Origin of the sequence: uncultured Paracoccus sp. (assembly GCF_937873615.1) — a bacterium.
Classification (GTDB): Bacteria; Pseudomonadota; Alphaproteobacteria; order Rhodobacterales; family Rhodobacteraceae; genus Paracoccus.
In genome coordinates this window covers 1-18,950 of record NZ_CALMYP010000034.1, presented here as the reverse complement: position 1 = coordinate 18,950, position 18,950 = coordinate 1, and the positions used below count along the sequence as shown (strand labels likewise).

The window sequence follows — 18,950 nt, the reverse complement described above, 5'->3', positions numbered from 1 at the left end:
CATATGGTGCCGTCACACCAAGGGAGAGTATCATGAGCGATGAACTGGGCTTCGACACGCGCGCCATCCATGCCGGCACGCCCCCCGATCCGGCGACGGGCGCCCGGCAGGTGCCGATCTATCAGACCACGGCCTATGTCTTCCGCGATGCCGATCACGCCGCGAAGCTGTTCGCCCTGCAGGAGGTCGGCTATATCTATTCGCGGCTGACCAACCCGACCATTGCCGCGCTGCAGGCGCGCATCGCCGATCTGGAAGGCGGCGCCGGGGCGGTGTGTTGTTCCTCGGGCCATGCGGCGCAGATCATGGCGCTGTTCCCGCTGATGGGGCCGGGCAAGAACATCGTCGCCTCGACCCGGCTTTACGGCGGCACCGTCACCCAGTTCAGCCAGACCATCAAGCGTTTCGGCTGGGGCTGCAAATTCGTCGATCTCGACGATCCGGCGGCGGTGAAGGCGGCCATCGACGACGACACTCGGGCGATCTTCTGCGAATCGATCTCGAACCCGGCGGGCTATGTGACCGACATTCCGGCCATCGCGAAGATCGCCGACGGGGCCGGCATCCCGCTGATCGTCGACAATACGCTGGCCACCCCGGCGCTGTGCCGTCCGATCGAGATGGGCGCGACGCTGGTTGTGCACAGCCTGACCAAATACATGACCGGCAATGGCACCGTGACCGGCGGCGTCGTCGTCGACAGCGGCAAGTTCGACTGGTCGGCCAGCGGAAAGTTCCCGTCGCTGTCCGAACCCGAGCCCGCCTATCACGGGCTGAAATTCCACGAAGCGCTTGGCCCCATGGCCTTCACCTTCCATGGCATTGCCATCGGGTTGCGCGACCTCGGCATGACGATGAACCCGCAGGGCGCCCATTACACGCTGATGGGGATCGAGACGCTTGGCCTGCGGATGCCGAAGCATGTCGAAAACGCCCAGAAGGTCGCCGAATGGCTGGAGGCCGATCCGCGCGTCAACTCCGTCAGCTATGCCGGGCTGGCTTCCTCGCCCTGGAATGCGACGGCGAAGCGGGTCTATCCGAAAGGGGCCGGGGCGCTCTTCACCTTCTCGCTGAAGGGCGGATATGACGCGGCGGTGAAGCTGGTCGACAGCCTGAAGCTGTTCAGCCATGTCGCCAATCTGGGCGATGCGCGCTCGCTGGTGATCCATTCCGCCTCGACCACCCATAGCCAGTTGACCGACGCGCAGAAGATCGCGGCGGGGGCGGGGCCGGATGTGGTGCGCCTGTCCATCGGGATCGAGGATGCGGGCGACCTGATCGCCGATCTCGATCAGGCACTGGCGGCGGCGAGCGCCTGAACCATGTATGACCCGGCCGGGGCGATCCGGCCGGGTCCTTCGGTCAATTGGCCGGGGCTGCGGGTGCCTGATCCTGCATCGGCATGGCGCAGGCCGCGCCGGCCAGCGAAAAGCTGACATCGACATCGGCGGTGAAGACCAGCTCGCCCCCTTCGACGGGGATGCTTTTCGCATCCGCTGCGGCCATGGCGCGCATGACCGACGGACCGGGAGAGACCATGTCGGCCTTCGGTTCGCCGATGCGCAGGATGGGGCCAAGCTCGACCCCGGCGGCGGCGGCCATGACGCTGGCGCGGTGGCTGGCATCGGCGACGGCGGCCTGCAGGGCGGCGTCCTCGGCTGCCTGCGAATCCTCGCGGATGAAGCGGATCCCCTGCATCTCGTTCGCCCCGGCGGCAACGATGCCGTCCAGCACCTCGCCGGCGCGGGCGATGTCGGTCACGCGCACATTCACCAGATTCTGCGCTATATAGCCGTCGATCGAGGGTGCCCCGCCCTCCGAGGGATAGTTCATCATCGGGTTCAGCGACAGGCCCGAGGTCTGGATGTCGCCATCCGCCAACCCCGCCTGCCGCAGCGCATCCAGCACCGCCTGCTGGCGGTCGGCATTGTCCTGCATCGCCTGTGCCGCCGTCTTGGCTTGGGTGGTGACGCCAAGCGAGATCATCATCTGGTCGGGTGCGACCCGCGATTCGCCGTGGCCTGAGACGCTGAGCACAGCGGGCATGTTGCATGGGCCGGGGGCGGCCATGGCCGGCGCGGCCAGCAATGCGGCAAGGGCTGCGCCGGCAAGCAGCGCGATTTGGCGGGGGGGAAGGGCTGACATCGGTATTCCTCACTGTTCATTCGTCGGGCGACAACGCCGGTTGCGGCGGATTTGTTCGATCACAACTGCGCGCGTCCTTCCCATGCGGGCCGGTTCGGGGTATTCATGAAAAAAACAACGCCGGCCGACAAAGGCAGAGCAGATGAACGAGCAGATGGTTACAGGGGCTTCGGCCCGTGGCGGGGATTTCGCATTGGGCTTTCAGCCCGATGGGGTGCTGCTTTTGCACCGCCATGGCAGCGCCTGGGCCGAGCTGGGCAAGGCGGTTTTCGACAATGGTCTGCGCGATGGCCTCGGCCAGTTCATCCGGCAATTGCGCGCCGCCAATGCGCCCGGCGTGGAACTGGTCATCCCCGAGGAACAGATCCTCTATACCGATCTCGTGCTGCCGCCCGGCGGCGATACCCGGGCTGCGGTTCTGGCCGGGCTGGACGGGCTGACGCCTTACCGCGTGGACGAGCTGGCCTTCGACTATGCCCCCGCCGATGCCGCGCCGGGGGCCACGGTCCGCATCGCCGCCGTCACCCGCCAGACCCTGCAGGAGGCCGAGGATTTCGCCGTCCGCCACGGCTTCGCCCCCAGTCGCTTCGTCGCAGCACCTTCGGACGGGCGCTTTCCGTGCGCCCCGGATTTCGGTGCCACCGGCCTTGCTGCCGAATGGGAGCTTGCCAGTGCCGAACTGACCGAACTGGCCGATACCCAACCGAAAGGGGCGGAACTTTCTGCCCCGATTGCTGATCTGCCTGCCGCCGAGCCATTGGCTGGGGTCATGCCTGCCCGGTTGCCGGTCTTGGCGGCGCCGATCCTGTCGCGCATTACCCCGCATGTGTTGGCCGATGCCCCGGCGCGCGTTGTCGCGCCGCCACCGCCCCCGACGGTCAGGGCCGAGCCTGTCGTCGGTTCCGTCAATCTCGGCTCGATCATTCTGCGCGGCGAAGAGCCGATCGGGACGGGAATGGACAATGCTGCGGCAACGGTCCCGGATCCCGTGACCGAGATCGCCGCGCCGCCTGATGCCAGGCCCAAGGCTGCCGAAGCCCGACCGAAGAAGCCGCTGCCCGAACGCGCCCGCCTGTTTCACGAGCGCGCAGCCGAGGCCCGCAAGGCCCGTCCCACCGCTGCCGCCAATCCGCGCCCTCCGGTCAAGGCTGGCCGGCGCAGCGGGCTTGGCGGGGCCTTGCCGCTGATCGGCCTGTTGGTCCTCGGGCTTGGTATCTCGGCCGTGGTGATCGGTCAGGATCCCGCGCCGGTTGAAGCGCCGGCACCTCAGGTCGCGGCACCTGCGGCAGAGGCGACGGTTGCCGCCGTTGCGGAAGCGGTCGCACCGCAGCAGGAAATGCCCGTTGCAGTGCCACCTGCCGAGCTTGCCCCCCTGGCCGAGACCGCAATTGTCGCGCCGGGCGGACCGGCTGAAACGACACCGCCCCCCGCAGAGATGCAGGTTCCTGCGCCCGCCGCCGTGGCCACGGCGGCGCAATCGCTGACCGCAGTTTCGACACCCGCTGAAACGGGACCGGCAGCGGTTTCGGACATCACGGCACCGACCGAGGCTGCCATCGCGGCAGCCGTGGCGGCGGCCTATGCGACCGCACCGCCGCCCGTCTTGGAGCCGGCGCCGCAGCCGGAGGCCTCCGCTAACGTACCCGACCCGGTGGCGCCGTCAGCGGCGACTGCGCGCGCGGCACCTGCGGTCGCGCCTGCGGTGACTGGCGCGGCCCGTCCGCCGGCGCGGCCACAGAATATCGCCCGCCGAGCGATCCAGCCTGCCTCTGCCTCTGCCTCTGCCTCTGTCGCGCCGCGTCGAGAGGCGGCGCAACCGGCGCCCTCGGCTGTCCGCCCAACCTCTCGCCCTGCGGCTTCCAGCCCGGCGCCTACCGTCAGCGGTGCCAATCCGGGCGCTCCGGCAAGCGCGACGCTCGTCCGCTCCGCCCGACCCAGGACGGCGCCGTCCCGCAATGCGCCGGTGGCAGCCTCGCCCGATCCAAGGCCCGCCGTTCCACGCAGCCCTCAGCCGTTTGAGCGGCGCGCCCAGCCCGAACCGACCGGCACGCGGCCACCGCCGAAACCTGGCACGCAATCCTCGGCCGATGGCGCCGCGCTGCAATTGCAGCCGGCGCTTCGTCAATTCGAGGCCCGCAAATTTGCGTCCCGCGAGCTTCCCCCCCAGCAGTTGGCGCTGTTCTCGATCCGTGAGCGGAACGCGATGATCGCGCATATGGATCGCCCCTGGGACGGGCTTGCGACGCCGCAGGCCCCTGTGCTGGTCCGCCTGGCCGAGGTCCGCCCGGTTCGCCGTCCCACCGCCAGCGATGCGAGCGCTTCGGCGGTCGATGCCGCGGTCAGCGAGGCGATTGGCGGCAATCGCCCTGCGGCCCGTGCGGCGACCGCCGCCGCACCGGCAGCGGTTCAGGCGGCGCCATCATCCGCCAGCCGGTCGGCTTCGCTGAAAAGCTCGGCCCGGCCCGCGCGTCGCGCCGGAACCTCGCAGGCGACCGATGCCGCAGTTGAACAGGCGATTGCGGCTGCCGTGTCCAATTCCTCTGCCGTGCCGGGGAAGGTGGCGCTGCTGCCGCTGACCAGCTCGGCCCGGCCCGCATGGCGCGGCAATCGCGGCGGCGGCGGGGCCTCGGCCACCGCGAGCGCGGCAGGCGCAGGCACCGGCAGCGAAGGCACGCTGGCGCCCGAACCCGCGCAGAATGCCGGCCAGTCCAAGGCTGAGGCAGAGGCGGCGGCGCTGGCCGAACGCCGCAAGCTGGACGACGAATTGCAGCGCCAGGCCGAGCAGCGGGTCCGTGAACGCGCCGCCTCGGATGCGCGCGCCGCCGCCCAGGCCAAGGCCGCAGCCGAAGCCCGCGCCCGCGCCCAGGCCGAGGCGGAAGCCGCCGCCGCCGCGCGCAAGAACCAGACCTATCGCCCGCCCGAGGTCGATAACGAACCCGAGGTCGCCTCGGCCGAAAGCGCGCCGACCAGTGGCTCGGTCGCGAATTCGGCGACGGCCAAGGGGATCGACCTGAACGCGACCCAGTTGATCGGCACCGTCGGTGCGGGCAAGGCCAGCCGGGGCCTGATCCGGCTGCGCAACGGGCGCATCGTTACCGTGCGGTTGGGCGACAAGATCAATGGCGGGCAGATCTCCTCGATCGGCGATGGTGGGTTGAAATATGTGAAGGCAGGGCGCGAATATAGCTTGCCGATTCTCAACGGGCGTTAATCCCGCATGTCCGATTTCCTGCTGCTCGCCACCATCTATCTGCTGACGATGATCGTCGCCGTGCCGCTGTCGACGCGGCTCGGCCTCGGCTCGGTGCTGGGCTATCTGATCGCCGGGATCGTCATCGGCCCGGTGCTGGGCGTGACCGGCGATGGCGATGTGAACGACCTGCAGCATTTCGCCGAATTCGGTGTCGTCATGATGCTGTTCATCATCGGGCTGGAGCTGGAGCCGCGCGCGCTCTGGGGGATGCGGCGGCGGCTGATCGGGCTGGGCGGGTTGCAGATCGCCGGGACCATGGCGCTGATCTTCGGTGTTACCCTGGCCCTGAACCAGAGCTGGCAGGTCTCGCTGGCGCTTGGCATGATCCTCTCGCTCAGCTCGACCGCCATCGTGCTGCAGACGCTGTCGGAAAAGAACCTGATGCAGACGCGCGGCGGGCGCGACACTTTCGCTGTGCTGCTGACGCAGGATATCGCGGTGATCCCGATGCTGGCGCTGATGCCGCTTCTGGCCATGCATCCCGGCGGCGGCGCCGACGATCACACGGTCGGCGGCGCCTTCATGGCCGGGCTGCCGGGCTGGGCGGCGGCGCTGGTGACGCTGTCGGCCATCGCCTTTGTCGTGCTGGCCGGCAGCTATGCGGTCAGGCCGCTGTTCCGCTTCGTCCATGCCGCCCGCCTGCGCGAGATGGATACCATCGTGGCGCTGTTCATCGTCGTTGGCATCGCCTCGCTGATGAGCTTTGTCGGCCTCTCGCCGGCGCTTGGCACCTTCCTTGCCGGGGTGATGCTGGCCAGTTCCGAGTTCAAGCACGAGCTTGAAAGCCAGGTCGAGCCCTTCAAGGGCCTGCTGCTGGGCCTGTTCTTCATCACCGTGGGTGCCGGCATGGATTTCGCGCTGCTGGCCGAGATGCCGGTGATCGTGCTTTGCGTGACGCTGGTGCTGATCGCGATCAAGGCCGGCGTGCTGCACCTGATCGCCCGGGTCGTGAAGATGCCGCCGCGCGACCGCACGCTGTTCACGCTGTCGCTGGCCCAGGCGGGCGAGTTCGGCTTCGTGCTGATCTCCTATGCGGTGGCGCTGAACGTGCTGCCGGACCGGCTGGCGCAGGGCTTCCTGCTGGTCATTGCGCTGTCGATGCTGATGACGCCGCTCCTGTTTATCGCCAATGACCAGATCAGCCGCCGCCTGGTGGACCCGATGGGCGATCATCACCGCCCCGACGAGATCGACGATCAGCAACCGATCATCATCGCCGGTGTCGGCCGCTTCGGGCAGGTGGTGAACCGGCTGGTGACCTTCTCGGGACTGAAGACCACGGTGCTGGATCACGATCTGAAACTGATCCAGCTGATGCGCCGTTTTGGTTTCAAGGGCTATTTCGGCGATCCGACCCGGCCCGAGATTCTCGCGGCGGCGGGTCTCGACAAGGCGCAGATCCTGGTTGCGGCGCTGGATAATCCTGACAACAACGTCAAACTGGTGCGCTATGTTCGCGAAAAGCGGCCCGATATCACCATCATCGCCCGCGCTCGCGACCGGATCAATGTCTATCAGCTTTATGCCGCCGGTGCCGATCACATCGTCCGCGAGATCTACGATTCCAGCCTGAGGGTCGGGCGTTATGTATTGGAAAACGCAGGATTTTCCGAATACGAGGCGCATGAGGCCGAGGCCATCTTCTACAAGATCGACCGGGCCAGCCTGCGCGAACTGGCCGAGCTTTGGGACCCCGAAAAGCCGACCGAGGCCAATGAAGCCTATATCGAGCGCACCCGGCGCGTGAATCAGGAGCTTGAGACCGCGTTGATGGAGCGTTTCTCGCACGGTCCGGCCGCCGGGCCGATCAAGCTGGACGACGATGAAGACCCGGAACACGGCTTGACCGACTGACCGCCCGCATCTGCCGCATTTGAAAAAGGCCGCCCGAAGGGGCGGCCTTTTCGCATTGTCTCGCGTTCGGATCAGGCAGCGCGGGCCAGAAGCACCTCGTCGACCTTCTTCTGCGCGCCGGCGGCGTCGATGCCGCCCACCGCCGCGACTTCGCGGGTCAGGCGGTCGAGTGCGGCTTCGTAAAGCTGACGCTCGGAATAGGATTGCTCGCGCTGATCGTCGTTGCGGTGCAGGTCGCGCACCACTTCGGCGATGGCCAGAAGGTCGCCGGAATTGATCTTCTGCTCGTATTCCTGGGCCCGGCGCGACCACATGGCGCGCTTCACCCGGGCCTTGCCCTTCAGCGTCGCGAGCGCCTGATCGACCAGATCGGGGCTGGCAAGGCTGCGCATACCGATCTCGGTCGCGCGGGCGGTCGGGACGCGCAGGGTCATCTTGTCCTTTTCGAACGAAATCACGAACATTTCCAGCGACATGCCGGCGACTTCCTGTTCCTCGATCGAGACGATCTTGCCCACGCCATGGGCGGGGTAAACGACGAAGTCATCGGGGCGGAATTCGGATTTCTTGGCTTTCGACATTCAGTATTCCTTCCAGTTGGCGCGGCCGACTGCTGTCTATCAGCCGCACAAAAGGCCCCACGGCAGGGGCGTCCCCTTTCCGTCAGACCGATATTTCAGAGCTTGACCCCGCCGGGCAGACGACGGATGGCCTTCCTTTCCATGCCGAGAGAAGGCGTTCGCCCGGCGTTTTGTAACAACAATGTATCACAAAATGCGGCATGAAAAAAGCCACCACGCTGAACCGCCGCACTGGCAGTCAGATGGGGGCTTTCGTCAGGTCATTCAATGGCTTGATGCAACCCGCAGGATGCCGAACACGAGCCTGTGAGCAGAGAATCAGTCGCCCTCGCCGGGATTGGGGCTGAAGTATTTCTCCAGCTTGCCGGAGACGCCGTCCATGTCCTCATAGCCCGGCATCGGGTCTTTCTTGCGGGTGATGACCGGCCAGTCCTCGGCATATTTGCGGTTGAACTCGACCCAGGGTTCCATGTCCGGCTCGGTATCGGGGCGGATCGCGTCGGCAGGGCATTCGGGTTCGCAGACGCCGCAATCGATGCATTCGTCGGGATGGATCACCAGCGTGTTCTCGCCCTCGTAGAAACAATCCACTGGGCAGACCTCGACGCAATCGGTGTATTTGCACATGATGCAATTGTCGGTAACGACATAGGTCATCGGCGTATCCCTTTCCGCGCTTCGGTTTCACCTAGACCGCAGCGCCGGGCCTTTCAAGACCGTTCTGCGCAGCCGGGTCAGTCCCGGTTGAAGGGCAGGGCGCCCCGGATCGCTGTCTCGGCGGCTTGCGACAGCGTCTTTCGGGTCTGGCCGGCAACCGGAATGGGCGGGTGCAGCACCACCTCGACCCGGCCCTGACGCGGCGCTGACAGCACGGCGAGGATATGCGGCCCCAGATCCATGTCGCCCCACCAGCCGTAGAAGCGCGGGTCCATGCCTTCGGGCGCGTGATAGATCGCGGTCACCGGCTGGATCGCCAGCCCCTCGGGCAGGCCGGGGGACAGGAAGCCCTGAAACAGCGTCGGCTTGAAGGGCAGGACGCGCTGCCCGTCGCTGGATGTGCCTTCGGGGAAGAACAGAAGCCGGTGGCCGGCGGCGGTGCGGGTGGCGAATTCCTGTGTCTGGGCGGCGGCCAGTCTGGGGTCGCGGGTGACGAAATGGGTATCGGTGACCCGGGTCAGGATATTGATGCCGGGCCAGCCCGATACCTCGGACTTGGCGACGAAGAAGACCGGCATGGCGGCGTTCAGCGTGAAGATGTCGAGCCAGCTTGAATGGTTCGCGACCACCGCACCCGGGCCGCGCATCGGCTGGCCGCGCCGGGTCCAGTGCAGGCCGAGGCAGAACAGCACCGCCTTGCAGACGCCCTGAACGAAAGGCCCGCTCAGCGGTCGGCGCGGGCCGGTGAACAGCCGTTCCGCCAGCCGAAGCGGGATCAGGATCACGACGCCCAGAAGCAGGATCAGGATGCCGGGAATGCCCCGGCGCAGGATGCGCAGCCAGCCCCGCCAGCCGGGGGCGGGGATGCGGGGCGGCGGCGCCTCGGCCCAGCCGGGTGGGGTCAGGCCCTGGTCTGCCATCGCGAGGTGTAATAATCGCGGTGTTTTTGCGACATGACGGCGGTGTCCATCAGCAGCAGCACATCGGTGGTGTTGAAGGGCCGGTCAAGGAAGGCACCTTCACCGACCGTCCCGCCAAGCCGCAGATAGGCCTTGATCAGCGCCGGCATGGCGACCATGGCCGCGCGCCGGTCCAGATCGGCCTCGGCGATCAGGTCCATGCGCTGATAGCCCCCGGGCAGGGCGGTCGGGCGAAGGTCTTCCGGCGCGAGGTGATGGTGGTGCAGCCAGCTCAGCGGTTGCGCCAGTGCCTGCGCATCGAGGCCGTGGAAGGAAGCCACGCCGAACAGGATCTCGATCTCCTGATCCAGCACATATTCCGACAGCGCGTTCCACAGCAGCAGCAGCCCCGCCCCGCCACGATATTCCGGCAGTACGCAGGACCGGCCAAGCTCCAGCAGCTTGCGGCCCGAGGCTTTCAGCTTCGTCAGATCGTATTCGCTGTCGCAATAGAACCGGCCCAGACTGGCCGCCCGGTCGCCGGGCAGAAGCCGGTAAGCGCCGACGACATGATCGAGCTGCGCCGGGTCGCGGCGGGTGTCGATCAGCAGCAACTGGTCGACCACCTCGTCGAATTCGTCACGTTCCAGCCGGGCCTCGTGATCGACAAGCGGGCCGTCGCCGCCCAGTTCCTCGACAAAGACCTGATAGCGCAGGCGCTGCACGGCCAGAAGATCTGCCTCGTCGCGCGCGATGCGGATATCGAAAAAACTGCCGTCCGGGGTCATTGTCTGCCTGTTTGCCGAAGTCGCTCGTGTCTAGGCAGGGTGGGCGACCTTTGCAACCGTTCCATGGCATCGTTGGGCGTGGGAATACCGTTTGACTCTGCCATAGGTTGAGTTAATTTCGCCCATATGCTGCTAATCCGCATCCGTCTCGACCAGTTCCAGAACGATCCGTCTGCCGTCGATCACCCGTTTCCCGGCTTCGGAGAAGTTTACCGTGATCCGGTCGCCGACCCGTGATTGCACCTGACCCAGCCCCCATTCGGGCGCGCCGGGATGGCGCACGATCATGCCCGGTTCCAGAAATTCATTCATCCGAAAGCTCCTTTGCCATGGAATACGCCTCTGCCAGGACCCCTGCAATCGCCGATGACAGCAAGGGGTTTGCCGCGCATGTCGTCGCCATGGTCGGCTCGCGACTGTGTCACGATCTGGTTTCGCCGCTTGGCGCCATCGGCAACGGGATCGAGTTGCTGCAGATGGCGGGCGACTGGCCGGGGCTGGCCGACAGCCAGGAGATGCGGCTGATCGAGGATGCGCTGAAGGCGGCGCGGGCGCGGATCAACTGCTTTCGCGTGGCTTTCGGGGCGGCGGGGCGCGCGCAGCGGGTTCCGGCTGCCGAATTTGCGGCGCTTGTCGCGGATATCCAGACCTCCAGCCGGTTGCAGATCCGGCTTGAGACCGAGGGCGATCATGCCCGGGGCGTGGTGAAACTGGTGCTGCTGGCGCTGATGTGCATGGAAACCGCGATGCCCTGGGGCGCGCGCATCACCGTCAGCCAGCAGGGCCGCGACTGGCGGTTGAGCGCCAGGGCAGAGCGGACCCGGCAGGACGCCGCGCTCTGGTCCTCGCTGGATGGCCAGCGGCGCGACAGGCTCGATGCCGCCGCCTCCGAGGTGCATTTCCTGCTGCTGCCGCTGGCAGCGGCGGAGATGCAGCGCAGCATCACCTGGGAGTTGACCGAGACCGGGGCCGAGATCGGATTCTGAGTGCCGGTCCCGCAAGGGTCGTGGCCGTCGCGGGACCGGATTTTCAGGCGCGTGTGGTGCCGTCGCCGGTGACCAGATATTTGAAGCTGGTCAATTGCTCGGCCCCGACCGGGCCGCGCGCATGCATCTTGCCGGTGGCGATGCCGATTTCCGCGCCCATGCCGAATTCGCCGCCATCGGCGAACTGGGTCGAGGCATTGCGCATCAGGATGGCGCTGTCGAGGCGCTGGAAGAAACGCGCGGCGGTGGCGTCACTCTCGGTCAGGATCGATTCGGTATGGCCCGAGCCGTTCTGCCGGATATGGGCAATCGCCCCGTCCACGCCATCGACCAGCCGGACGGCGATGATGCTGTCGAGGAACTCATGGCCGAAATCCTCAGGCCTAGCCGGGACGGTGCCGGCGATCTGGGCCAGATCGCCCTCGGCCCGGACCTCGACGCCGGCATCCAGCAGGTCGCGGATCAGCACATCGCCGTGCTTCGCGTAAAAGGCGCGGTCGATCAGCAGGCATTCGGCGGCCCCGCAGACGCCGGTGCGCCGGGTCTTGGCGTTCACCACCACGCGGCGGGCCTTGTCCAGATCGGCATCGCCATCGGCATAGACATGGCAGATGCCTTCCAGATGCGCGAAGACCGGCACCCGCGCCTCGCGCTGCACCAGCCCGACCAGCCCCTTGCCGCCGCGCGGGATGATCACGTCGATCAGCCCTTGTGCGCGCAGCATCGCCGCCACCGCCTCGCGGTCGCGGGTGGGTACGACCTGGATCGCGGCCTCGGGCAGATTGGCGGCGCGCAGGCCGTCGACCATGCAGGCATGAAGTGCGGCCGACGAATGGATCGAATCGCTGCCGCCGCGCAGGATCACCGCATTGCCGCTTTTCAGCGCCAGTGCCCCGGCATCCGCCGTCACATTGGGCCGGCTTTCATAGATCACGCCCAACACGCCAAGCGGCGTCGCCACGCGCTGGATATGCAGGCCGGTCGGGCGGTCCCATTCGGCCAGCACCCGGCCGACCGGGTCGGGCTGCTCGGCAATCGCGCGCAGGCTGTCGATAATGTCGCGCAGCCGGTCCGGCGTCAGCGTCAGCCGGTCGATCATCGCCTCGGACAGGCCCTTCTTGCGGGCATAGTCGAGGTCTTTCGCATTGGCGGCAAGAATATCCGCCTCGCGGGTTCTGACCGCGTCTGCTGCCGCGATCAGGGCTGCGTGCTTGCGTTCGGCACTGGCGAATGCCAGTTCCGACGCCGCCTCGCGCGCCGCCTTGCCCATCCGGGCAATCAGCGCATCGGAGCTTTCATGAGCGCCGTCCATAATGTCTCCTTCCCGGGGCTTGCCCGGTGAAATGGGGTCACTGCCTTGCGTCGGCAAGTGCCGCGACGCCGGGCAGGTCCTTGCCTTCCATCCATTCAAGGAAGGCACCCCCGGCTGTCGAGATGAAGGTGAAATCGCCGGCCACGCCGGCCTTGTTCAGTGCCGCAACCGTATCGCCGCCACCAGCGACCGAGATCAGCCTGCCCTCGCGGGTCAGCTTCGCCGCCTCTTGCGCCGCGGCATTGGTGGCGGCGTCGAATGGCGGTATCTCGAACGCGCCGAGCGGGCCGTTCCAGATCAGGGTCCTGCAGGCCTCGAAGACGGCGCGCACTTCCGTCACTGTCTGCGGGCCGGCATCGAGGATCATGGCATCGGCCGGGCATTGATCGGCGGGCAGCACCTGCGAGGGGGCATTGGCCTTGAACTCGCTCGCCACGACGATATCGACCGGCAGGTGGATCCGGCAGCCGGTGCGCCCGGCCTTGGCCATGATCTCGCGCGCGGTATCGGCCATGTCACGCTCGGCCAGCGATTTGCCGACCTCGATCCCCTGCGCGACGAGGAAGGTATTGGCCATGCCGCCGCCGATCACCAGGTTGTCGACCTTCTCGATCAGGTTCGACAGCAGGTCCAGCTTGGTCGAGACCTTGGCCCCGCCGACCACGGCCACCACCGGGCGCTGCGCATCGCCAAGGGCGGCATTGAGCGCGTTCAGCTCGGCCTCCATCAGCTTGCCGGCAGCCGAGGGCAACAGCCGCGCCAGCCCCTCGGTCGAGGCATGGGCCCGATGCGCGGCAGAGAATGCGTCATTCACATAGACCTCGCCCAGGGCCGCCAGAGAGGCCGCGAAGGTCGGGTCGTTGCTTTCCTCGCCCGGATAGAAGCGGGTGTTTTCCAGCAGCACCACATCGCCCGGATGCATGGCGGCAACGGCGCGCTTGGCCGGGCCGCCGATGGCTTCCTCGGCGAAGGTCACCTTCTGGCCAAGGGCGGCTTCCAGCGCCGGCACGATCTGGCCAAGCGACATGCTGTCGACGCGCTTGCCCTTGGGACGATCGAAATGGGCCAGCAGCACCGGCTTGCCGCCGGCCTCCTGAATGGCTTTCACGGTCGGGACGATCTTTTCGATCCGCGTGGTATCGGTGACCTGGCCATTCTCGGTCGGGACGTTCAGGTCGACACGGGTCAGCACGACCTTGCCGTTCAGATCCAGATCTTCGATGCGGTTGAATTTCATGTCAGCCTCCGACGAATGTATCAGCCGGTTTGTGGGCCATCCTCACGAGATCGTCAATGTGCGTGACGGCGCACCCCCGCCGTGGCACCCGTGACGGCTTCGTGCGTTGCAGGGCGCGCTGAGAGGGGTTAGCTGTAGCTGCGACCGAAATCAGAGGAGGCCCCCATGGCCGAGATCAAGGATCCCGAAAACACCATCATCGTCGAGCTGAAGGACGGCCCCGTCACCATCGAGCTTCTGCCCGACGTGGCACCCAAGCATTGCGAGCGGATGAAGGAACTGGCCCGCGCCGGTGCCTATGACAACGTGGCTTTCCACCGCGTCATCGACGGCTTCATGGCCCAGACCGGCGATGTCGAGCATGCCAATATGGAAAAGGACTATAACCCGCGTCGCGCCGGCACCGGCGGATCGGAAATGCCGGACCTGCCGGCCGAGTTTTCCAAGCTGCCGCATGACCGTGGCACGCTGGGGGCGGCCCGGTCGCAGAACCCGAACAGTGCCAACAGCCAGTTCTTCATCAATTTCAAGGACAACCATTTCCTGAACGGGCAATACACGGTCTATGGCCGCGTCATCGACGGGATGGAGCATGTCGACAAGATCGTGAAGGGAGAGCCGCCGGCGAACCCGGACCGCATGATCTCGGTCAAGGTGGCTGCCGATGCGTAAGCTGCTGCTGGTTCCCGCCTTCGCCCTGATGGCCGGCGTTGCCATGGCCGAGGGTCTGCCGGGCGTCTCGGACGGCCCCGGCCCGAATCTGGTGATCGAGGTCGCGGATGCCTCGGGCGCGTCGAAAGGCACGATCACGCTGGATCTCTATGCCGACAAGGCCCCCAATCACGTTGCCCGTCTGGTCGAGCTGGCCAAGGCCGGCGCCTATGACGGCATCGTCTTTCACCGGGTGATCGACGGCTTCATGGCCCAGACCGGCGATGTCCAGCATGGCAAGCAGGGTGGCGATACCGCGCTTGCCGGCATGGGCGGCTCTGATCTGCCCGATCTGGCGGCCGAATTCAGCGATGTCTCCTTCCAGCAGGGCACCGTCGGCATGGCCCGCAGCCAAGACCCGAACAGCGCCAACAGCCAGTTCTTCATCGACCTAGCCCCGGCGACCTTCCTCGACGGGCAATATACCGTTGTCGGTCAACTGGTTGACGGCTGGGACGTGCTGAATGCGGTCAAGAAGGGCGACGCCGCCGCCAATGGCGCGGTCGAAGCGCCCGATTACATGCTGAAAGTCAGCGTGGCCGAATAAGCCGCGAGGCATCGTCGATATTGGAAAGGCCCCGGCGAGTCGCGGGGCCTTTTTGCTAACTCAGCCCTTTGCCGTGGCGGGGATGCAGACGCTGCCCTCGAACAGGCGCCGTGCGCTGCGCAGGACGGTGGCGTGCCGGATGCGGATCTGGCCGTCTTGTTCTTCGGTCGCGGCATCGACGCTCATGGTGCCGGACGGGTGGGCAATGCGGATGCTGTCGCCGCCCGCGCGTGCCAGCCTTGCCGCGATGGTGCCGGGCACCCGCACCGCCGAGGCAAGACAAAGCGCCGCCGTCAGGGGAATCGCCTTGTGCGGCTGGCCGACAGACAGGGTGCGGGCGGTGATATCGGCATCAATGGCAGAGAGGCGCTGCCCCGACAGCGTGACCGCCTCATGCGGGGGTGCCAGCATGGCGATCTTCGGAATGCTGATCAGCTTTGCCGCCGCATCCTCATCCGCTGTCAGCCCCATCAGGACCGAGCCGCACCGCCGGATCGCCTCCAACCGCTGCATGAGCGGCGCATTGGCGCCGATTTCGTCGGGCGTCTCGTATCCGCTCAGCCCGAGGCTATGGGCGGTCAGGAAGACCACCGGATTGGCCGAATCGATCAGGCTGACCTCGACCGGGCCGAAGTCCGGCAGTTCGATCTGGTCCACGGCATTCCCGGTCGGCAGCAATCTGCCGGTTTTCGAGCCGCCCGGATCGAGGAAATCCAGCCGGATCGCCGCAGCCGTGCCTGCCACCCCATCCAGCGCGAAATCGCCATGAATGACCGGCAAGCCATCCTCGACCGGGAAGCGCGCCGCGATCAGCTTGGAAGTGTTGGTGTTGTGGATGCGAATGACCGCCTCGCCATCGGCGGGCGGTGGGACCAGCCCTTCCTCGACCGCGAAGGGCCCGATGGCCGAGGACATATTGCCGCAATTGCCGCCGTAATCGACCACGGCCATGTCGATGCCGACCTGACCGAAGGTGTAATCGACATCGGCATCCGGGTGCGAAGACGGCGCGACGATGCAGATCTTCGACAGCGACGAGATCCCGCCGCCCATCCCGTCAAGCTGGCGCATGTTCGGGTCTGGTGATCCCATCGCCGCCAGAAGCGCCGCGTCGCGTACGGGCCCCTCGGGCGGCAGGTCGCGGGCATGGAAGATCAGCCCGTTCGAGGTGCCGCCGCGCATGAAGACCGCCCGAATCCGCTGCTGCTTGGCCATCTGTCCTGCCCTCCGTTCTGCCGGGTCGATCATGGCGATTGGCCGCGCGCCGTCCAGAGCAAAAGGCCGGTTACCTCCGGGCGCGCACCCGCCTATGCTGGACCTGTCCCGATCTGACGGAAGCAAGATGACCACGCTTTACATCGACGCCGATGCCTGCCCCGTGAAAGCCGAGGCCGAGCGCGTCGCCACCCGCTTGCGCCAGCCCATGGTTCTGGTCTGCAATGGCGGGCTGCGGCCCTCTCAGAATCCCTTTGTCCGGCTGGAAATCGTCCCGGAAGGCCCCGATGTCGCCGACAAGTGGATCGCCGAGCATTGCGGGCCGGGCGATGTGGTGGTGACTGCCGATATCCCGCTCGCCGACCGCTGCCTGAAGGCCGGCGCACAGGTGGTCGAACCGAATGGCGAGGTTCTGACGCTGGCCAATATCGGCCCGCGCCTGGCGACGCGCGACCTGATGCAGGACATCCGTTCGGCCAACCCGTTCCATCAGGGCAGCGGCAAGGGGTTCTCCAAGGCCGACCGGGCGCAGTTCCTGCAATCGCTCGACCGGGTGATGGCGGCGGCGATGCGCGTTCAGCCGGGCTGAGCGCGGGCGGGGATGCGTCACATTTTCGCGCGGCATCAAATTCCGATGGTCTTTTCCGAAGAAGCCAAGATAACCTGACCCCAGTCAACCCGGAGGTCAGCCATGCAGCATCGAAACGGTTACAGCAGCACACAGATCGGGCTTCACTGGATCATCGCGATCCTGATCCTGTTCAACTACATTTATAGCGATGGCATGGGCCGCGCCCTGCGCGCCCGGATCGAAGGCAGCCCGGCGACCGAGCTTGAGCTTAATCCTGCCATCCATGTCTGGGTCGGCGTCGCGGTGCTGGTCCTGACGCTGATCCGTCTGGCGCTGCGCGAAACGCGTGGCGTGCCCGAGGCCGGCGGCACCGGGGCGATGCAGCAGGCGGCGATCTGGGGCCACCGGCTGCTTTACTTGCTGATGATCCTCGTGCCGCTTCTGGGCGGGCTGACCTGGTTCGGCAGGATCGGCGGCGCCGGCGATCCGCATGGCGTGCTGGCCAATCTGCTGATGATCGTCGCCGGCGGTCACGCGGTGATGGCGATCTATCACCAGTATTTCATCCGCGACGGGCTGATGAAGCGGATGATGCGCGCCGACGAAAGCTGACGGCAGTCGCATCGGGGCGACCGCCAGATGAAAGGCCGGGACTGATCCCGGCCTTTTTCCTTACCCGATCTGCACCATGCGGTGCTTCTTCTTGCCGACCGAGACTTTCAGCCCCTCGCCGATCAGCCCGACATCGACCTGGGTCTGCGGATCGCTGACCGGCTCGTTGTTCAGGCGCAGCCCGCCTTCGGCGATCAGGCGCTTGGCCTCCTTGCCCGATCCGGTGATGCCGGTCTGCGACAGAAGCTGGATCACCGAGACGGGCAGGGCGTCTGCGGCGATGGTCACGATCTCCAGATCGCCGCCGGCGCCGCCCTGTTCGAAGACCTCGCGGGCGGTGGCCTCGGCCGATGCGGCGGCCTCGGCCCCGTGCAGAAGCGTGGTCACCTCATTGGCGAGGCGGATCTTGCCCTCGTTGATCTCGGACCCTTGCAGCGCGCCCAGCCGGTCGCATTCGTCGACCGGAAGCTCGGTATAAAGCTTCAGGAAACGGCCGACATCGGCATCGGTGGTATTGCGCCAGAACTGCCAGAATTCGTAAGGCGACAGCATGTCGCCATTCAGCCAGATCGCGCCGCCCTGCGACTTGCCCATCTTGCGCCCGTCCGAGGTGGTCAGCAGTGGCGTGGTCAGCCCCCAGACTTCCTTGTCGAGGATGCGGCGGGTCAGATCGACGCCATTGACGATATTGCCCCATTGATCCGAGCCGCCCATCTGCAGCCGGCAATCGTAACGCCGATACTGTTCGAGGAAGTCATAGGCCTGCAGGATCATGTAGTTGAATTCGAGGAAGCTCAGCGATTGCTCGCGATCCAGCCGCGACTTGACGCTTTCGAAGGACAGCATCCGGTTGATGCTGAAATGCCGCCCGATATCGCGCAGGAAATCGAGGTAATTCAGCCCGTCCAGCCATTCGGCATTGTTCAGCATCATGGCCTTGCCGTCGCCGTAATCGAGGTAGCGCGCGAAGACCTGCTGGATATTGTCGATATTCGACTGGATCTGCTCCGGCCCCAGAAGCGGGCGTTCATCGCTGCGGAAGCTGGGATCGCCGACCTTGGTGGTGCCGCCGCCCATCAGCGTGATCGGTCGGTTGCCGGTCTTCTGGAACCAGCGCAGCAGCATGATGTTCAGCAGATGGCCGACATGCAGGCTGGCTGCGGTCGCGTCATAGCCGATATATGCCGTGACCGGCCCGTCAATCAAAGCTTCGTCAAGCGCGCTCAGATCGGTGCAGTCGGCCAGAAAGCCGCGCTCCATGATGATGCGCAGAAAGTCGGATTTTGGGGTCGGTGTCATCTCTTTTTTCCTTATCGATATGCGGCATATATCCGGGCCATGGCCGAAGGAAAAGCGTTGATGGCCAGCGTAAGGCTTGCTGCGCCCTGCAATCTGATCGCTTGCGCGACGCGCGTTCCGCCCCGATTGCGCCATGGCCGATATTTTTCCAAATCGCGCCTTGACGGCTGCGACCGGGCCGCGTAAATCCCCGCTACCCCGGCGGGCGATCATGCCGGGGTTGGTGAGCATGCGGTTGTAGCTCAGTTGGTTAGAGTACCGGCCTGTCACGCCGGGGGTCGCG

General features: G+C 66.2%; 18 protein-coding genes. 8 read left to right on the top strand and 10 right to left on the bottom strand.

The window, feature by feature from the left end:
- The first annotated feature begins 32 nt into the window (after positions 1-32).
- Complete coding sequence (locus Q0330_RS09220; RefSeq protein WP_299477715.1) at positions 33-1,319, top strand: O-acetylhomoserine aminocarboxypropyltransferase/cysteine synthase family protein; 1,287 nt, start codon at positions 33-35, stop codon at positions 1,317-1,319.
- A 43-nt stretch (positions 1,320-1,362) separates the two neighbouring features.
- Here Q0330_RS09220 and Q0330_RS09215 read toward each other — a convergent pair whose 3' ends face one another.
- Positions 1,363-2,145 (bottom strand): SIMPL domain-containing protein, encoded by a 783-nt coding sequence (locus Q0330_RS09215; RefSeq protein WP_299477712.1) that lies wholly within the window; start codon positions 2,143-2,145, stop codon positions 1,363-1,365.
- Positions 2,146-2,287: 142 nt separating this feature from the next.
- Here Q0330_RS09215 and Q0330_RS09210 point away from each other — a divergent pair, with 142 nt between their 5' ends.
- Together Q0330_RS09210 and Q0330_RS09205 are read left to right on the top strand one after the other, a co-directional pair.
- Positions 2,288-5,356 (top strand): hypothetical protein, encoded by a 3,069-nt coding sequence (locus Q0330_RS09210; RefSeq protein ID WP_299477709.1) that lies wholly within the window; start codon positions 2,288-2,290, stop codon positions 5,354-5,356.
- Positions 5,357-5,362: 6 nt separating this feature from the next.
- Positions 5,363-7,252, top strand: coding sequence for a monovalent cation:proton antiporter-2 (CPA2) family protein (locus Q0330_RS09205; RefSeq protein WP_299477706.1), 1,890 nt, complete (start codon positions 5,363-5,365; stop codon positions 7,250-7,252).
- A 71-nt stretch (positions 7,253-7,323) separates the two neighbouring features.
- Here Q0330_RS09205 and Q0330_RS09200 read toward each other — a convergent pair whose 3' ends face one another.
- The 5 genes from Q0330_RS09200 to Q0330_RS09180 all read right to left on the bottom strand — a co-directional run bounded on the left by Q0330_RS09200 (position 7,324) and on the right by Q0330_RS09180 (position 10,489).
- Positions 7,324-7,833, bottom strand: coding sequence for a CarD family transcriptional regulator (locus Q0330_RS09200; RefSeq protein ID WP_299477703.1), 510 nt, complete (start codon positions 7,831-7,833; stop codon positions 7,324-7,326).
- A gap of 318 nt (positions 7,834-8,151) precedes the next feature.
- Positions 8,152-8,490, bottom strand: coding sequence for a ferredoxin FdxA (gene fdxA / locus Q0330_RS09195; RefSeq protein WP_299477700.1), 339 nt, complete (start codon positions 8,488-8,490; stop codon positions 8,152-8,154).
- A gap of 77 nt (positions 8,491-8,567) precedes the next feature.
- Positions 8,568-9,410, bottom strand: coding sequence for a lysophospholipid acyltransferase family protein (locus Q0330_RS09190; protein WP_299477697.1), 843 nt, complete (start codon positions 9,408-9,410; stop codon positions 8,568-8,570).
- Positions 9,392-10,177 carry a GNAT family N-acyltransferase gene (locus Q0330_RS09185; protein ID WP_299477694.1) on the bottom strand — a complete coding sequence of 262 codons (786 nt, stop codon included), beginning with the start codon at positions 10,175-10,177 and terminating at the stop codon, positions 9,392-9,394. The genes Q0330_RS09190 and Q0330_RS09185 overlap by 19 nt, the downstream gene beginning before the upstream one ends.
- Before the next feature lie 132 nt (positions 10,178-10,309).
- On the bottom strand, positions 10,310-10,489 hold the full coding sequence (locus Q0330_RS09180) for a DUF3553 domain-containing protein (protein WP_299477691.1): 180 nt from the start codon (positions 10,487-10,489) through the stop codon (positions 10,310-10,312).
- Between the two features lie 17 nt (positions 10,490-10,506).
- Here Q0330_RS09180 and Q0330_RS09175 point away from each other — a divergent pair, with 17 nt between their 5' ends.
- Positions 10,507-11,163 (top strand): histidine phosphotransferase family protein, encoded by a 657-nt coding sequence (locus tag Q0330_RS09175; protein WP_299477688.1) that lies wholly within the window; start codon positions 10,507-10,509, stop codon positions 11,161-11,163.
- A 43-nt stretch (positions 11,164-11,206) separates the two neighbouring features.
- Here the strand turns inward: Q0330_RS09175 and Q0330_RS09170 are convergent, their stop codons facing one another.
- Together Q0330_RS09170 and Q0330_RS09165 are read right to left on the bottom strand one after the other, a co-directional pair.
- Positions 11,207-12,508 (bottom strand): glutamate-5-semialdehyde dehydrogenase, encoded by a 1,302-nt coding sequence (locus Q0330_RS09170; RefSeq protein ID WP_299477883.1) that lies wholly within the window; start codon positions 12,506-12,508, stop codon positions 11,207-11,209.
- Between the two features lie 4 nt (positions 12,509-12,512).
- A complete protein-coding gene (locus tag Q0330_RS09165) occupies positions 12,513-13,712 on the bottom strand; it encodes a phosphoglycerate kinase (protein ID WP_299477685.1) in 1,200 nt (399 codons plus the stop codon).
- Between the two features lie 165 nt (positions 13,713-13,877).
- Between Q0330_RS09165 and Q0330_RS09160 the strand changes: the two genes are divergently transcribed.
- The gene (locus tag Q0330_RS09160) at positions 13,878-14,384 is read left to right on the top strand and encodes a peptidylprolyl isomerase (protein WP_299477682.1); all 507 of its coding nucleotides are present in this window, start codon (positions 13,878-13,880) and stop codon (positions 14,382-14,384) included.
- Positions 14,377-14,970 carry a peptidylprolyl isomerase gene (locus Q0330_RS09155; protein ID WP_299477679.1) on the top strand — a complete coding sequence of 198 codons (594 nt, stop codon included), beginning with the start codon at positions 14,377-14,379 and terminating at the stop codon, positions 14,968-14,970. The genes Q0330_RS09160 and Q0330_RS09155 overlap by 8 nt, the downstream gene beginning before the upstream one ends.
- 60 nt (positions 14,971-15,030) lie before the next feature.
- Here Q0330_RS09155 and Q0330_RS09150 read toward each other — a convergent pair whose 3' ends face one another.
- The gene (locus Q0330_RS09150) at positions 15,031-16,218 is read right to left on the bottom strand and encodes a PrpF domain-containing protein (protein WP_299477676.1); all 1,188 of its coding nucleotides are present in this window, start codon (positions 16,216-16,218) and stop codon (positions 15,031-15,033) included.
- 94 nt (positions 16,219-16,312) lie between these two features.
- Between Q0330_RS09150 and Q0330_RS09145 the strand changes: the two genes are divergently transcribed.
- Positions 16,313-16,774, top strand: coding sequence for a YaiI/YqxD family protein (locus Q0330_RS09145; RefSeq protein WP_299477673.1), 462 nt, complete (start codon positions 16,313-16,315; stop codon positions 16,772-16,774).
- A gap of 102 nt (positions 16,775-16,876) precedes the next feature.
- Positions 16,877-17,368, top strand: a complete 492-nt coding sequence (locus Q0330_RS09140) for a cytochrome b/b6 domain-containing protein (RefSeq protein ID WP_299477670.1) — start codon at positions 16,877-16,879, stop codon at positions 17,366-17,368.
- Positions 17,369-17,428: 60 nt separating this feature from the next.
- On the opposite strand, the gene tyrS is transcribed toward Q0330_RS09140, so the two are convergent.
- Positions 17,429-18,667 carry a tyrosine--tRNA ligase gene (gene tyrS / locus Q0330_RS09135; RefSeq protein WP_299477667.1) on the bottom strand — a complete coding sequence of 413 codons (1,239 nt, stop codon included), beginning with the start codon at positions 18,665-18,667 and terminating at the stop codon, positions 17,429-17,431.
- Positions 18,668-18,950 lie beyond the last annotated feature (283 nt).

Bases quoted from the DNA above. Each gene is read 5' to 3' on its own strand.
- Q0330_RS09155 (WP_299477679.1), top strand. From the start codon at position 14,377: ATGCGTAAGCTGCTGCTGGTTCCCGCCTTCGCCCTGATGGCCGGCGTT.
- Q0330_RS09200 (WP_299477703.1), bottom strand. From the start codon at position 7,833: ATGTCGAAAGCCAAGAAATCCGAATTCCGCCCCGATGACTTCGTCGTT.
- Q0330_RS09165 (WP_299477685.1), bottom strand. From the start codon at position 13,712: ATGAAATTCAACCGCATCGAAGATCTGGATCTGAACGGCAAGGTCGTG.
- Q0330_RS09145 (WP_299477673.1), top strand. From the start codon at position 16,313: ATGACCACGCTTTACATCGACGCCGATGCCTGCCCCGTGAAAGCCGAG.
- Q0330_RS09210 (WP_299477709.1), top strand. From the start codon at position 2,288: ATGAACGAGCAGATGGTTACAGGGGCTTCGGCCCGTGGCGGGGATTTC.
- Q0330_RS09205 (WP_299477706.1), top strand. From the start codon at position 5,363: ATGTCCGATTTCCTGCTGCTCGCCACCATCTATCTGCTGACGATGATC.
- Q0330_RS09190 (WP_299477697.1), bottom strand. From the start codon at position 9,410: ATGGCAGACCAGGGCCTGACCCCACCCGGCTGGGCCGAGGCGCCGCCG.
- Q0330_RS09180 (WP_299477691.1), bottom strand. From the start codon at position 10,489: ATGAATGAATTTCTGGAACCGGGCATGATCGTGCGCCATCCCGGCGCG.
- Q0330_RS09160 (WP_299477682.1), top strand. From the start codon at position 13,878: ATGGCCGAGATCAAGGATCCCGAAAACACCATCATCGTCGAGCTGAAG.
- Q0330_RS09220 (WP_299477715.1), top strand. From the start codon at position 33: ATGAGCGATGAACTGGGCTTCGACACGCGCGCCATCCATGCCGGCACG.
- fdxA (WP_299477700.1), bottom strand. From the start codon at position 8,490: ATGACCTATGTCGTTACCGACAATTGCATCATGTGCAAATACACCGAT.
- Q0330_RS09150 (WP_299477676.1), bottom strand. From the start codon at position 16,218: ATGATCGACCCGGCAGAACGGAGGGCAGGACAGATGGCCAAGCAGCAG.
- tyrS (WP_299477667.1), bottom strand. From the start codon at position 18,667: ATGACACCGACCCCAAAATCCGACTTTCTGCGCATCATCATGGAGCGC.
- Q0330_RS09185 (WP_299477694.1), bottom strand. From the start codon at position 10,177: ATGACCCCGGACGGCAGTTTTTTCGATATCCGCATCGCGCGCGACGAG.
- Q0330_RS09215 (WP_299477712.1), bottom strand. From the start codon at position 2,145: ATGTCAGCCCTTCCCCCCCGCCAAATCGCGCTGCTTGCCGGCGCAGCC.
- Q0330_RS09140 (WP_299477670.1), top strand. From the start codon at position 16,877: ATGCAGCATCGAAACGGTTACAGCAGCACACAGATCGGGCTTCACTGG.
- Q0330_RS09175 (WP_299477688.1), top strand. From the start codon at position 10,507: ATGGAATACGCCTCTGCCAGGACCCCTGCAATCGCCGATGACAGCAAG.